Genomic DNA, 13,867 nt, shown 5'->3' on the forward strand with positions numbered 1-13,867 from the left:
TCGCCTTTTTATTCCTACTGATTTCTCCAGTGAACGCCGTTGTAGCGAGGGGATTCATCCCCGATGGGGCGCGAAGCGGCCCCGCTCTTGACCTGACAAGAAGGGGCCTGCTGCGCAGTCCATCGGGGATGAATCCCCTCACCACACAGTTATTCACTCAGCCGACTAGTGCAAAATCACCGGCGCGGTATCACGCGGCAGATTGTTGCGCTGCTGCGCCTCACGCGGCTGCTCGTAACCGCCGCCACCGAGCTGCATGCTCAGTTGCCCGGCCACGTCCTCACCCAGCGCTTTCGATACCTCACGCACCACGCGAGGGCGGTTCAGCGAGATCTTGATGTCGCGGCCGTTCACCAGTTTGGTGTCCTGCGCTTCGCCCATCGCCGTGAAGGCCGAGGTGATTTCGTAGGTCTTGGTGTTGATCAGGCTGAAATCCGCCACCAGCGTCAGGCCCAAAACCGCCGAATAGCTGTCGGTGTGCGCCAGCTCGTTCATGTCCTGGGTGAAGTCGATGTCCGACACGGTGCCGAACAGCACATAGTCGGCGCCCTTGAAGTTGCCGGCCTTGATGCGCTTGATCACGTCGTACACGTCACCCTTGGACGACGCGGTGTACGGCGTGCCCTGCACCAGCTGGAACATCCCGGTGCGGAGGATCTCGCCCTTGATGTCGCCGGTGAATTTACGCAGCTCACCTTGTTCGATGTAGCTGGTGGTCGCTTCCAGCTCGTTGTAGTTCGACGAACCACTGGAGCTGTAGTAACCCTCGCGGTAATTGTTCTGCGCCGAAACGATGTGGATGTACTGCTCCACACGCTCCTGATACGCCAGATCCGTCACCGCGACTTTCGGGGCCGCTTGCACGCTGAACGCGCAAGCCAGGGCCATCATGCCAATCCATGCGCGCATCAATTAACGCTCCGTGGTTTTGCGGATCTCTTTTTCGTCCATCCATTCGGCCAGACCGCTTTCGACGTCGATCAGTTGCAGGCTGAATTTGTAGAAGACGTCCTTGTAGTCGCTGCTGCGCTTGACGATCGAGCTGATCGAGCCTTCCAGACGGTATTTGGCGGCGATCATGTTGCCAGTCTTGGCCACGGTGCTCTTCTTGTACAGGCCGCTCTGGTTCTGCAGCTTGAGCTGGTCGACCTGGCTCTGCATCGCGGTGTTGTCGCTGGCGAAGCGGGCGGTGCCGGACTTCATCAGCTGAGTCTTGATGCTGGTGGTGATTTCGCGGGTATCGATGTACTCGCTGGTCTTGTTCTTCACGTCGTAAACCTGCACAACCGGGCGGCCCTGCAGAATGCCGGACTGGGCCAGCGAGCGGGTCATCGATTCGGCGATCATTTGCAGGTCGGTCGAGCCGAATTCGTTGGTCACGGTTTCAACCGCTTTGGTGTCGCCGTAGCTGATGTTCTTGCTGCCCAGGGTCGGCGAAGTATTGGCGCAACCGGAGGCCAGCAGGGCGAGGACAGCGATCAGGGAAAAGCGTGCAAACATGGGAATGCTCTCTAAAACAGGAATAGGGTGGCGGACTTAAGGCGTCTTGAGTTCGAGACGGAAATCCACGGCTTTCGGGGTCGGGGCGATGCCCTGGATGAAGCTGGTCTGAGCGCCGTACATCATCTGGCTTTTCCAGACTTCTTCCTCGGCGATCGGGAAACCTTCCGGGCCCAGCCAGGCGAAACGGTAGTAGAACGTCTTGTTGCTGTTGAGGGTGTTGGTCAACTGCACATTGACGGTCATGAAGCCGTTCTCACGGGCGACGCGCATGGCGCCGACCGCAATGTGTTTCTGCGGGCCCATGGCCACGACCTTGCTCGCGGCGCTGCCCGGCTCCGGTGGTGGCGGGGTGGCGCAGCCGCTGGCCAGGATGGCGAGAGCGGCGACGGCGAAGAGTTTCAAGCGCATGCAAAGACTCCGTTCTTAAGGTTGTTTGAGGCTGGCGACGTTGGTCGCGCCGGCGCTCGGGATGACATGGGCGGCGACGCCGCCGGCAAATACCTGATTGCCCACGGCACGCAGGCTGATCACTTGATAACGCTGATCGACGGTGACCTTGACCAACGAACCGCCGACGGCGCTCGGCAGGCTGACCTGGTGCTCGCCTTTCTTCAAGCGCAGACGCACCACCTGGGTGTTGTCCGGCAGGGTACGCCACGTACGGGTATCGGCACCTTCCAGCACAGCTGAAGAAATACCCACGGCCAGACCGGCCAGCGGGTTGGTTTCGTTGATCTTCTTCTGCGCCACACCTTTGGTGATTGCGCGCACGGTGGTGCGCACAATGATCCCCGGCATGTCATCGCGCAGGGCGCGGCGCGACATGGCGGTGGTGCTGTTGAGGGCGGTCAGGTTGACTTGCTGACCATCGACGCCAATCTGCGCGAACGGTGCGGTCGAGGTGTCAGGCTTGATGATCGGGAACGACAGCGGGGTGATCACCACGTTGTTGGAGATCGGCAATGGCAGCGGCACGCGGATCGAATCACGCGAGGGTGCCAGACCACTTTGCACCACGATCAGGATGTCGCTGTCGTCGGACTTGCTCGGCTTGTCGAGGTTGGCCAGCGCCTGCTCCAGCAGCGGGGTGTTCGGGCGCAGTTCGGCCGCCTTGCGGTAGCCCGGTGCAGCCAGGTCTTTCTCGCCCAGGGCTTCGTAGACGAAACCGGCCAGGTAATGGCTGAACGCACTCTGGTAGCTGTTTTTCAGGCTGACCACTTCTGGCGCATCGAGGCTGGCAACCGGGTAGCCTTGCAGATCCTTGTACTGAGTCTTGATGCCTTCTTTCTCGGCCTCTTCCTCACTCTTGAGGTATTCCTTGTCGCGCAGGTCGGCGATCACCGCTTCACGTTCGTGAGTCTTCTTGATCGCGGTGCGGGCGCCGTCGAAGTCATTGACCGCCAGCAGGTTGAGGGCCATCTGCGTGGTCAACATGACTTTTTCGTAGTCGTAGCCTTCGTAGCGACGTACCTTGTCGTTGACCAGGAAGCTGCCGAACTGAGCCAGGTATTTACCGGTGTCGAGCTTGACCGAATCTTCCCACTGGCCAACCACCTGATCGGCGCTGGTCCAGGCGTTCTGGCTGCCGGACAGGTCGCCCTTGGCGCGCAGCAACTCACCTTTCTCGAAGTAATAGAGCAGGTCTTTGTCCGGACCGGTGTTGTTCTTTTCCAGCAGGCTCAGCGCGGCGTCGACGTTGCCGGTGGCCAGTTGCTGGTTGGTCTGGGCCAGTTCCGAATCGTAGTTGCGAAACGCTGAACAGCCGGACAGCAGAGTAACCGCGCTGAGCGCGATCAAGGTGGGAGTGCGCAATGCCATGGGGGTACTTCTTCCCTGAGCTAGTAACTGCATCAGCCGCCGGTGCTGGTCGGGCTGGTGTGACCCATCGACAGTGGCGCTGGCCTCCTGCCAATTCCTCATAACCAGAGGAGCTTTTATGCCGCATCGCGATAGCGCGGGCGCGGCATTATAAGCGGCCGATGCTGGCCATGTAATAGCTTTTTAATCGCACTTGTTAGTTTGGTGCCATTACTCCTCTGCATTATCTGACACCTTTCGTTCATGGCGTTTCGGGCAGGACCAATGCGGATCCGACGTAATAGTTCTGGCCCATGAATACCCGCAGGTTGAACACTTGATGGCTGTGGTCGACGCGTACCGTGAACCCGTCTTCTGCACGAAAATACGGAAAGCGCACGCGGTGCAGGCCTTTTTTCAGGCGCAGACGGGCGACCAGGGTTTTGTCCGGCAGCGTGCGCCAGGTTCGGGTGTCAGCCTCTTCAAAAGGATCAGGATCGGTCACCACCAACGACGCCTTGGACGGATCGCGCTCGTTCATTTGCGCCTGGCTGATGGCGGCCATGTTGGCGCGGAACATGGCGCGGGAAATGATCGCCGGCATGTCATCGCGCAAGGTGCGCATGGCCATGTCCGTGACGCTGTTGATCATCGTCAGCGGGTATTGTTTACCATCCACGAGCACGCTTGGAACCGGAGGTGTGAGAGTGTCGGGCACCATCACCGGGAACGAAATCGGGGCGATAATCGTCAGGTTTTCGTTCAGCCGTACCGGGATCGGCACTTGCACCGAACTGCGTGCCGGGGCGAAGCCGGCCTGGACCACGATCAGAATCTCGCTTTCATCGCCTGTCGGCCCGGGTTTGTCCAGATTGCGCAGAGCGTTTTCGAGAAACCGCAGGCCCGGGCGCAATTCGATCGCCTGTCGATAGCCGGGTGCCGCGAGCGTACGCTCGCCCAAGGCTTCATAGGTGAAGCCTGCCAGATAATGACTGAACGCACTCTGGTAGCCATTCTTCAGCGCGATGACTTGCGGAGCGTCGAGGATGGTCACCGGATAGCCTTGCAAATCTTTGTAATGCAGCCTGATCCCTTGGCTTTTGGCTTGCTCTTCAGCTTCTTCGTATTGCCTTTCGCGCTGGCGGGCGATCAGGGTTTCGCGCTCGTGGGTTTTCTTGATGTCGGCCCGGGCACCGTCGAAATCGTTTTCCGCCAGTTGGTTGAGCGCCATCTCGGTGGTCAGCATGACTTTTTCGTAGTCGTAGCCTTCGTAACGCTGCAGCTTGTCATTGACCAGCATGGTGCCCATTTCATTACCGAAACGGGTCAGCAACTTCATGCCTGCGGAGGGCACGGCTTCTTCGCGCTGAAAAATCATCCGGTCAGCACTGCGCCACGCTTCCTGGCTTTTTGGCAGGTTGGTGCCGGCGCTGAGGATCGCGCCGCGTTCCATGAAATACAGCAGATCCTTGTCTTCCCAAGGATTGTGCAGCTCCATCAGATAAAGCGCTTCGTTGAGATTGCCCTGCGCCATCTGATCGATGGTCTGCTGCATTTCCTGATCGTAATTGCGGTAAGCGGCGCACCCACTCAGTTGCATGATGAGGCTAAGCAGCAGGTAGAGCGGCAGGCAATGGCGCATGGAGACGGGTTCTTCCTTGAACGGCAAAAGCACGGAGGTGACGCATTATAGGGGCGCTTTGCTGCTGCCGGGTGGACAAGGATTGCGCTAGGCTTGAGCGCTCAGCGCTCAACAGATCCGGGGCTTTAATGAATCAACTGCAAGCCATGCGCGCGTTTCGTTGCATCGTCGAGTGTCGCGGGTTCAGCGCCGCCGCCGAGCGCCTCGACACCACTCACTCGACCATCTCCCGGCAGTTGCAGCAGCTGGAACGCGAGCTGGGCACGCGGCTGATCAATCGCAACACCCGAGGTTTCAGCCTGACTACGGCAGGGCAGCAGTATTACGCGGCGTGCGTGGACATTCTCGATCGCCTCGATCAAGCCGCACTGGCGGTGGGGCAGGCACATGAAAGCCCCAGCGGTGTGCTGCGCATCAGTGCACCGATGGTCATCGGTACGCTGGAACTGGCGAGCTGGTTGCCGGCGTTTCAGCAGCGCTATCCCGAGATTGAAGTGGACCTGTCCTGCGATGACCGTTTCGTCGATCTGATCGCCGAGGGTTTCGATGTGGCTCTGCGCATCTGCGGACCCTTGGCCGATTCATCCATGGTGGCGCGGTTGCTGACTGTCTCGGACATGTTGCTGGTGGCTTCGCCTGTGTATGTGGCGCGCAATGGTCTGGTGCGCCAGGTGCGCGAACTCGCCGAGCAGCAGTTGCTGGCGTTTGCCGGTGGCAGTGACTGGGTCCTGACCGATACGCGTGGACTCACCACCAGCTTGCGCGTGCAGGGCCGGTTCAAGGCCGACTCGATCAGTTCGCTGCACGCCGCCGCGTTGGCCGGGGTTGGTATCGCCGCGTTCACCCGGGCCACGGTGTAGGAGGATCTGCTCAGTGGCCGGCTGGTGCAGATCCTGCCTAACTACAGCCTCGGGCAGCGCCACTATTACGCGCTCTATCCGCATGCCCGGCACGTCGCGCTGAAGGTGCAGGTGTTCGTTGAATTCATGCTTGAGCACTACCGCAACACCGCCACAGCGCTGCGTTAAAACGCCATGAGACGTCGACAAAGCTTGAGTGAAAAGCGTTCGAAGTGAACAATATGTAACTTCGCATTTCCATTTGAGACTCATTCATGACTGCCGCGTCCCGATTCCTGGCCTGGCTGGTGTTCCCGCTGTTTGCCCTGAGCAGTTTCAACCTGCTGGCCGACACCGTGGAAGGCGCCCCGCAGGCGCTGCACCTGCTCGATTACATTAGCGCCGACTATCCGCCGACGGTCGAGGCGGGCAAGGTCGTCGACGACAGCGAATACCGCGAGCAACTGGAATTCATCCAGGTGCTGCAAGGGCTGATCGGCGGTCTGCCGGCCAAACCGGAGAAGGCTGAGCTGGAGCAGGGCGTCGCAGCGCTGCACACCGCCATCACCGCGAAACAGGACGGCGCTGAAGTCGCGCGTCAGGCCCGGCAACTGGGGGCGAAACTGGCGGTGGCGTATGAAGTCAGCCAGGCGCCGATCATCACTCCCGATCCCACCCGGGGCGCGCCGTTGTACGCGCAGAACTGCTCGGTATGTCACGGTGAAACCGGCGCCGGTGACGGCCCGGCGGGCCTCGGCATGACGCCGCCTCCGGCCAACCTGCGCGATGCCGCACGCATCGACCATCTGAGTCTGTACGCGATCTACAGCACCCTCGGCCAAGGCGTCGAAGGCACCGACATGCCGGCCTTCGCCGATCAACTGGACGACCGTCAGCGTTGGGATCTGGCGACCTACATCGCCGGTTTCAGTGCCGACCCGGCCGCAGCCAAGGCCGACAAGACCTTCAACATCGCTGATCTGGCGCGCCAGACGCCGGCGGAAGTGCAGGCCGCCGAAGGCCCGCAGGTCGCCGCAAGCTTCCGTGCCCAGCGTGCGCAACCGCCGCAGGTCAAGCGTGGCCCGGCGCAGCTGCTCGATTACACCGCGGCCACGCTGGACAAGAGCCTGGCGGCGTATCGCGCCGGTGATCACGATCAGGCTTACGACCTGTCGGTGGCGGCGTATCTGGAAGGCTTCGAACTGGTCGAAAGCTCGCTGGATAACGTCGACGCCAACGTGCGCAAGGACACCGAAAAATCGCTGATGGCCTACCGTCAGTCGTTGCAGGACGGCTTGCCGGTGGCGCAAGCCGAACAGCGCCTGGACGCGGCCAAGGGCAAGTTGAAAGAGTCTGCTGAACTGCTCGGCAGCGATGGTCTGAGCTGGTCGCTGAGCTTTATCTCCGGCCTGCTGATTCTGCTGCGTGAAGGCCTCGAAGCGATTCTGGTGCTGGCGGCGATCCTCGCGTTTCTGCGCAACACCGGCCAGCAGTCGGCGGTGCGCAGCGTCAACATCGGATGGGGACTGGCGTTGCTCGCCGGTCTTGGCACCTGGGCGCTGGCGGCGTATGTGATCGACGTCAGCGGCTCGCAGCGTGAACTGCTCGAAGGCGCCACGGCGCTGTTCGCCAGCGTCATGGTGCTGTGGCTCGGCGTGTGGATGCACGACCGGCGGCACGCCGCGGCTTGGCAGGATTACATCAAGCAGAGTCTGGTGGGCGGCGGCGGACGTTTCGGCTTCGCGATCCTCGCGTTCTTCTCGGTGTACCGCGAGTTGTTCGAAGTGATCCTGTTCTACGAAACCCTGTGGCTGCAGGCCGGCCCCGCCGGGCATGACGCGGTGCTGGCCGGTGGTGCGACGGCGCTGGTGCTGCTGATCGGTCTGGCTTGGGTGATCCTGCGCGGTTCGGCAAAACTGCCGCTGGCGCTGTTCTTCAGCATCAACGCCGGTCTGCTCTGTGCCTTGTCGGTGGTGTTCGCCGGGCATGGCGTGAAGGCGCTGCAGGAAGCCGGGATCTTCGGCACGCGACCGGTGGCGTTCTTTGAATTCGACTGGCTGGGGATTCACGCCGACGCCTATTCGCTGACGGCTCAGGCCGTGGCGATTCTGGCGATTGTTGTGCTGTACGGGCGGAGTCGGATCGCGGAGAAGAAGCGGGTCACTGCTTAACAGCATTCGCTGCGCTCACATTCGCGGGCAAGCCACGCTCCCACAGGTTTAGCGTTAACCTTGTGGGAGCGGGCTTGCCCGCGATGCTTTTTTGAAGAGGAAAAAATCATGCGTGTATGGATCGATGCCGACGCCTGCCCTCGGGCCGCCAAGGATCTGGTGGTGAAGTTCGCCCTCAAGCGCCAGTTCGAAGTGGTGCTGGTGGCCGGGCAGCCGCAGACCAAGCCGGGGCTGGCCATCGTCAAACTGATCGTGGTGCCCAGCGGTCCGGATGCGGCGGACGATTATCTGGTCGAGCACGCGGTGCCTGGTGAGCTGGTGATCTGCAGCGATATCCCGCTGGCCGATCGTCTGGTGAAGAAGGGGGTGGCAGCGCTGGACCCGCGCGGCAAGGAGTTCGATGCGCAGAACATGGGCGAGCGGCTGGCGGTGCGCAACCTGTTCACCGACCTGCGTGAGCAGGGCCAGATCAGCGGCGGCCCGGCACCGTTCGGCGAGCGCGAGAAGCAGGCGTTTGCCAATGCGCTGGACCGCATCCTCACCCGCCTTGCACGTCAGTCCTGATTCAACCGTATTCCTGTGGTGAGGGGATTTATCCCCGATGGCCTGCACAGCAGGCCCAATGCTTCAAGATGCAAAGGGGCTGCTGCGCAGCCATCGGGGATAAATCCCCTCACCACAAAAACCTTCATCAAGGTCGCATCAGGCATCGTTCTCGTGAGTCAGTTCGAGCACGCGGTCGACCAGTTTGTTGATCCCCGAAGCCGCCTCACTGATGTTCTGCGCCAGCATGTAAGCCGGGGTCGTCACCAGTTTGCGTGCCTTGTCTTCAATGATGTCAGTCACCGCGCAGTCTTCGTGGCTGGCGCCCATCTTGTTCATCGCGGTGGCGGTGTCGGCATCGTTGCCGATGGTACAGGTCACGCCCGGGCCGTAGATCTTCGCTGCCAGCGCCGGCGAGATGCACATCAGGCCCACCGGTTTGCCCGCTTCGGCAAATGCTTCCGCCAAGGCCAGCACCTCAGGCTGTACTGCGCAACCGGCGCCTTCAACGGCGAAGTTCGAGAGGTTTTTCGCGGCGCCAAAACCGCCAGGTACGATCAGCGCGTCGAAGTCATCGACGTCGGCTTCGCGGATGTCCTTGATGTTGCCGCGGGCAATACGCGCCGACTCCACCAGCACGTTGCGCGTTTCGGGCATTTCTTCACCGGTCAGGTGATTGATCACGTGCAATTGCGCGATGTTCGGCGCGAAGCACTGTACCTGCGCGCCGCGTTGATCCAGGCGCAGCAGGGTGATGACGCTTTCATGGATTTCGGCGCCGTCGTACACGCCGCTGCCGGACAGGATCACTGCAACTTTTTTGCTCATGGGTTTCTCTCCAGATTCATGGCGCTAAATGTCCACTAATTTATCGCGCGTTGCCATAGGCTGAAGTGGCGGCGGCACCTGCATGGAGCGCTTTCTAAATGGATCGCAACAACGGCGGGGTGTTCATTATTTGCGGTTGCCTGCCTCGTGACGAGCAGGAGATTTTTCGCGTGAGAACGCCGCTGGCGAACGGGAGTCCGCTGGCGCAGAGGGGATAAATGACTAAAAGAGCCGGCCAGCCCGGGCTTTGCGCAGGGCTGTGCGCCAGGCGCCAGCGCGTTATTCGGCTGGCGTCTTCGGTTCGGCAGGTTTGGCCACTTCGGCTTGATTCAGCAGTGCCGCTTTTGCGGCTTGCTCATCGGCGTAAACCTGTTTTGCCAGTCGCGCATTCTTGAAGCGGCGGCGCAGCCACAGACCAACGCCAAGAATCAGCAGCGCACCGAGCACCCACAGCTCGTACTTCTTGATGCTGCCGAGCATGCCTTCGAGCACCGCGCCGAAGTGGTAGGCGGCGGCTGCCAGAGCGGTGGCCCAGATCGCTGCGCCGATGCCGTTGAGCAACAGATAACGTCCCGGCGGATAACCCGACAGGCCGATCGCCACCGGCATCACCGTGCGCAGGCCGTAAACGAAGCGGAAGCTCAGAACCCAGATGTCCGGATGCTTGCGAATGTGTTCCAGCGCGCGGTCGCCCATCATCTGCCAGCGCGGTTTGCGCGCGAGCAATTTGCGCCCGTGCTTGCGCCCCAGGAAGTACCACAGCTGATCGCCGGCATAGCTGCCGAAGAACGCCACGACCACCACCAGGTTGATGTCCATGTATCCACGGAACGCGAGGAAGCCTGCGAGCACCAGGATGGTTTCGCCTTCGAAGAACGTGCCGAGGAACAAGGCAAAGTAGCCAAAGTCATGCAGAAATTGTTGGAGCATTGTCTGGGTGCTGGCGAAATGAACGCGCAGCCTAACCCTTCGGACACATTCATGAAAGTGTCCAAATGTGTCTCGACGTGAACAATTCCTACGCTAACAATGGAATGCGGCTACATGTCACGGGGTACGCACAACTGTAATCTGTTGGTCATAATGGCCGTCTATAACTGTCACGCTCGCCCGTTTGCGCGGGCTCAGGAGTCCGCCGTGAGCTTTACCCCTGCCAATCGTCTGTTCCCTGCCACTCGCCTGCGTCGCAACCGTCGCGATGATTTTTCGCGTCGGCTGGTGCGGGAAAACGTGCTGACGGTCGATGACCTGATCTTGCCGGTGTTCGTGCTCGATGGTGTAAACCGTCGCGAAGCCGTGGCCTCGATGCCCGGTGTCGAGCGCCTGACCATCGACCTGCTGCTTGAAGAAGCGGCGAACTGGGTCGAACTGGGTATCCCGGCGCTGGCGCTGTTCCCGGTCACGCCTGTCGAACTGAAATCCCTTGATGCTGCCGAAGCCTGGAACCCCGAGGGCATTGCCCAACGTGCTACTCGCGCGTTGCGTGAGCGGTTCCCGGAATTGGGCGTGATCACTGACGTCGCCCTTGATCCGTTCACCACCCACGGGCAGGACGGCATTCTCGACGAAGAAGGCTACGTGCAGAACGACATCACCGTCGACGCACTGGTCAAGCAGGCACTGTCCCACGCTGAAGCCGGCGCTCAGGTCGTGGCGCCGTCGGACATGATGGACGGTCGGATTCAGGCGATCCGCGAGGCGCTGGAGCTGGCCGGTCACGTCAACGTGCGGATCATGGCCTACTCGGCCAAGTACGCCAGCGCCTATTACGGGCCGTTCCGCGATGCCGTGGGGTCGGCGGCGAATCTGGGCAAGGCCAACAAGGCCTCGTATCAGATGGACCCGGCCAACAGCGACGAAGCGCTGCACGAAGTCGGCGCGGACTTGTCTGAAGGCGCGGACATGGTCATGGTCAAACCCGGCATGCCGTACCTGGACATTCTTTTCCGGGTAAAAGATGCCTTCAAAGTGCCGACCTTCGTCTATCAGGTTAGCGGCGAATACGCCATGCACATGGCGGCGATCCAGAATGGCTGGTTGAGCGAGGCGGTAATTCTTGAATCACTGACCGCCTTTAAACGTGCCGGCGCTGATGGCATCCTGACTTACTTTGCTGTCCGCGCCGCTCAATTGTTACGAGAGCAGAAATAGCCCTCCCAGGAACATTCGATGAATACCGAAGGACTCACTGAAGTTGCAGTAAAAGAAGCTCAACCGGTGGTGGAGCAAATCACCGAAACCCCGCCGGAACTCGAGCCTGCGCCACCCGCGCCGGTTACCGAAGCCGTCGCGGTGGCGCCAGTGATTGCGATCCCGGGCCTGGATGACAGCAGCCTGTATATCCATCGCGAGCTTTCGCAATTGCAGTTCAACATCCGCGTGCTGGAACAGGCGCTGGACGAGTCCTATCCGTTGCTGGAGCGGCTGAAGTTCCTGCTGATCTTCTCCAGCAACCTCGACGAATTCTTTGAAATCCGCGTCGCCGGCCTGAAAAAGCAGATCACCTTCGCTCGCGAACAGGCCGGTGCCGACGGTCTGCAACCGCACCAGGCACTGGCGCGGATCAGCGAGCTGGTGCACGGTCACGTTGACCGCCAGTACGCGATCCTCAACGACATCCTGCTGCCGGAGCTGGAAAAGCATCAGGTGCGCTTCATCCGTCGCCGTCACTGGACGACCAAGATCAAGACCTGGGTGCGCCGTTATTTCCGCGACGAGATCGCGCCGATCATCACCCCGATCGGCCTCGACCCGACGCACCCGTTTCCGTTGCTGGTGAACAAGAGCCTGAACTTCATCGTCGAACTGGAAGGCATCGACGCCTTCGGTCGCGATTCCGGTCTGGCGATCATCCCGGCACCGCGCCTGCTGCCACGGATCATCAAGGTTCCGGAAGAAGTCGGCGGCCCGGGCGACAACTATGTGTTCCTGTCGTCGATGATCCACGCCCACGCCGATGACCTGTTCCAGGGCATGAAGGTCAAGGGCTGCTACCAGTTCCGCCTGACCCGAAACGCCGACCTTGCGCTCGACTCCGAAGATGTCGAAGACCTTGCGCGTGCCCTGCGTGGCGAACTGTTCTCGCGGCGTTACGGCGATGCGGTGCGCCTGGAGGTCGCCGACACTTGCCCGAAACACCTCTCGGACTATCTGCTCAAGCAGTTCAACCTGAGCGAGACCGAGCTGTATCAGGTCAACGGCCCGGTCAACCTGACCCGTCTGTTCAGCATCACCGGTCTGGACAGCCACCCGGAGCTGCAATACACGCCGTTCACCCCGCAGATCCCGAAACTGCTGCAGAACAGCGAGAACATTTTCAGCGTGGTGAGCAAGCAGGACATCCTGCTGCTGCACCCGTTCGAGTCGTTCACCCCGGTGGTCGACCTGCTGCGTCAGGCGGCGAAAGACCCGCATGTTCTGGCCGTGCGCCAGACTCTGTACCGTTCCGGCGCCAACTCGGAAATCGTCGATGCGCTGGTGGACGCCGCGCGTAACGGCAAGGAAGTGACCGCAGTCATCGAACTGCGCGCCCGCTTCGACGAAGAGTCCAACCTGCAACTGGCCAGCCGTCTGCAAGCGGCCGGTGCGGTGGTGATTTACGGCGTGGTCGGCTTCAAGACCCACGCCAAGATGATGCTGATCCTGCGTCGCGAAGCCGGTGAAATCGTGCGTTACGCGCACCTCGGCACCGGTAACTATCACGCCGGCAATGCGCGTCTGTACACCGACTACAGCCTGCTGACCTCCGACGACGCCTTGTGCGAAGACGTCGGCAAATTGTTCAGCCAGTTGATCGGCATGGGTAAAACCCTGCGCATGAAGAAGCTGCTGCACGCGCCGTTCACCCTGAAGAAGGGCATGCTCGACATGATTGCCCGGGAAACCCAGTTCGCCGTCGAAGGCAAACCGGCGCACATCATCGCCAAGTTCAACTCGCTGACAGATCCGAAGATCATTCGCGCGCTGTACAAGGCCAGCCAGTCCGGCGTACGCATCGATCTGGTGGTGCGTGGCATGTGCTGCCTGCGTCCGGGCATCGCCGGGGTTTCGCACAACATCCATGTGCGCTCGATCATCGGTCGCTTCCTTGAACACACCCGAGTGTTCTACTTCCTCAACGGCGGCGAGGAGCAGATGTTCCTCTCCAGCGCCGACTGGATGGAGCGCAACCTCGACAAGCGCGTCGAGACTTGCTTCCCGGTGGAAGGCAAGAAGCTGCTGACCCGCGTCAAGAAAGAGCTGGAGCTGTACCTGACCGACAACACCCATAGCTGGAGCCTGCAGTCGGATGGCCGTTACATCCGCAACACGCCAACCGGCAACCAGAACCCGCGCAGCGCGCAGGCGACGTTGCTGGAACGCCTGGGCAGCCCGATTCTGCCGGTGAGCAGCTGAGGCCTTGAAGGTCAAAAACCCCTCACCCTAACCCTCTCCCCGAGGGAGAGGGGACTGACCGAGTTGGATGGTCGAGTTACGCCGACCTGAAATATCGGGTCGAAGTCAGGCTTTGAAAACAACACGGATCGGCTCCCTCTCCCTCGGGA

At 60.9% G+C, this 13,867-nt stretch carries 11 protein-coding genes and 1 pseudogene; 5 read left to right on the forward strand and 7 right to left on the reverse strand.

Annotation, left to right across the window (positions count from 1 at the left end; translation table 11 throughout):
• Positions 1-165: 165 nt before the first annotated feature.
• From H043_RS0101780 to H043_RS0101800, 5 genes are all read right to left on the reverse strand, one after another.
• Positions 166-909, reverse strand: a complete 744-nt coding sequence (locus H043_RS0101780; RefSeq protein WP_027610462.1) for a hypothetical protein — start codon at positions 907-909, stop codon at positions 166-168.
• 3 nt (positions 910-912) lie between these two features.
• Entirely contained in the window at positions 913-1,500 is a 588-nt protein-coding gene (gene lpoB, locus H043_RS0101785) for a penicillin-binding protein activator LpoB (protein ID WP_003229365.1), read from the reverse strand.
• A 36-nt stretch (positions 1,501-1,536) separates the two neighbouring features.
• A complete protein-coding gene (locus tag H043_RS0101790) occupies positions 1,537-1,911 on the reverse strand; it encodes a YcfL family protein (protein WP_027610463.1) in 375 nt (124 codons plus the stop codon).
• Positions 1,912-1,926: 15 nt separating this feature from the next.
• Entirely contained in the window at positions 1,927-3,321 is a 1,395-nt protein-coding gene (locus tag H043_RS0101795; protein WP_027610464.1) for a COG3014 family protein, read from the reverse strand.
• 241 nt (positions 3,322-3,562) lie between these two features.
• On the reverse strand, positions 3,563-4,942 hold the full coding sequence (locus H043_RS0101800) for a COG3014 family protein (protein ID WP_027610465.1): 1,380 nt from the start codon (positions 4,940-4,942) through the stop codon (positions 3,563-3,565).
• 128 nt (positions 4,943-5,070) lie between these two features.
• On the opposite strand from H043_RS0101800, the pseudogene H043_RS0101805 reads away from it, so the two are divergent.
• The 3 genes and pseudogenes from H043_RS0101805 to H043_RS0101815 all read left to right on the forward strand — a co-directional run bounded on the left by H043_RS0101805 (position 5,071) and on the right by H043_RS0101815 (position 8,516).
• A pseudogene (locus H043_RS0101805) lies at positions 5,071-5,970 on the forward strand (LysR family transcriptional regulator).
• Between the two features lie 86 nt (positions 5,971-6,056).
• A complete protein-coding gene (locus tag H043_RS0101810; RefSeq protein ID WP_027610466.1) occupies positions 6,057-7,952 on the forward strand; it encodes an FTR1 family protein in 1,896 nt (631 codons plus the stop codon).
• A gap of 108 nt (positions 7,953-8,060) precedes the next feature.
• Positions 8,061-8,516 (forward strand): YaiI/YqxD family protein, encoded by a 456-nt coding sequence (locus H043_RS0101815; RefSeq protein WP_027610467.1) that lies wholly within the window; start codon positions 8,061-8,063, stop codon positions 8,514-8,516.
• A 138-nt stretch (positions 8,517-8,654) separates the two neighbouring features.
• Here H043_RS0101815 and elbB read toward each other — a convergent pair whose 3' ends face one another.
• A complete protein-coding gene (gene elbB, locus H043_RS0101820; RefSeq protein ID WP_027610468.1) occupies positions 8,655-9,323 on the reverse strand; it encodes an isoprenoid biosynthesis glyoxalase ElbB in 669 nt (222 codons plus the stop codon).
• Between the two features lie 279 nt (positions 9,324-9,602).
• The gene (locus H043_RS0101830) at positions 9,603-10,253 is read right to left on the reverse strand and encodes a DedA family protein (RefSeq protein ID WP_027610469.1); all 651 of its coding nucleotides are present in this window, start codon (positions 10,251-10,253) and stop codon (positions 9,603-9,605) included.
• A 207-nt stretch (positions 10,254-10,460) separates the two neighbouring features.
• On the opposite strand from H043_RS0101830, the gene hemB reads away from it, so the two are divergent.
• Positions 10,461-11,474, forward strand: coding sequence for a porphobilinogen synthase (gene hemB / locus H043_RS0101835; RefSeq protein ID WP_027610470.1), 1,014 nt, complete (start codon positions 10,461-10,463; stop codon positions 11,472-11,474).
• A gap of 18 nt (positions 11,475-11,492) precedes the next feature.
• On the forward strand, positions 11,493-13,718 hold the full coding sequence (ppk1, locus tag H043_RS0101840; protein ID WP_027610471.1) for a polyphosphate kinase 1: 2,226 nt from the start codon (positions 11,493-11,495) through the stop codon (positions 13,716-13,718).
• Positions 13,719-13,867: the final 149 nt, after the last annotated feature.

The organism is Pseudomonas sp. URIL14HWK12:I6, from assembly GCF_000514195.1.
Lineage (GTDB): Bacteria > Pseudomonadota > Gammaproteobacteria > Pseudomonadales > Pseudomonadaceae > Aquipseudomonas > Aquipseudomonas putida_A.

What these genes read in the sequence shown, in the direction of transcription:
- H043_RS0101780 (WP_027610462.1), bottom strand. Translation starts at nt 909, where the DNA reads ATGCGCGCATGGATTGGCATGATGGCCCTGGCTTGCGCGTTCAGCGTG.
- lpoB (WP_003229365.1), bottom strand. Translation starts at nt 1,500, where the DNA reads ATGTTTGCACGCTTTTCCCTGATCGCTGTCCTCGCCCTGCTGGCCTCC.
- H043_RS0101790 (WP_027610463.1), bottom strand. Translation starts at nt 1,911, where the DNA reads ATGCGCTTGAAACTCTTCGCCGTCGCCGCTCTCGCCATCCTGGCCAGC.
- H043_RS0101795 (WP_027610464.1), bottom strand. Translation starts at nt 3,321, where the DNA reads ATGGCATTGCGCACTCCCACCTTGATCGCGCTCAGCGCGGTTACTCTG.
- H043_RS0101800 (WP_027610465.1), bottom strand. Translation starts at nt 4,942, where the DNA reads ATGCGCCATTGCCTGCCGCTCTACCTGCTGCTTAGCCTCATCATGCAA.
- H043_RS0101810 (WP_027610466.1), top strand. Translation starts at nt 6,057, where the DNA reads ATGACTGCCGCGTCCCGATTCCTGGCCTGGCTGGTGTTCCCGCTGTTT.
- H043_RS0101815 (WP_027610467.1), top strand. Translation starts at nt 8,061, where the DNA reads ATGCGTGTATGGATCGATGCCGACGCCTGCCCTCGGGCCGCCAAGGAT.
- elbB (WP_027610468.1), bottom strand. Translation starts at nt 9,323, where the DNA reads ATGAGCAAAAAAGTTGCAGTGATCCTGTCCGGCAGCGGCGTGTACGAC.
- H043_RS0101830 (WP_027610469.1), bottom strand. Translation starts at nt 10,253, where the DNA reads ATGCTCCAACAATTTCTGCATGACTTTGGCTACTTTGCCTTGTTCCTC.
- ppk1 (WP_027610471.1), top strand. Translation starts at nt 11,493, where the DNA reads ATGAATACCGAAGGACTCACTGAAGTTGCAGTAAAAGAAGCTCAACCG.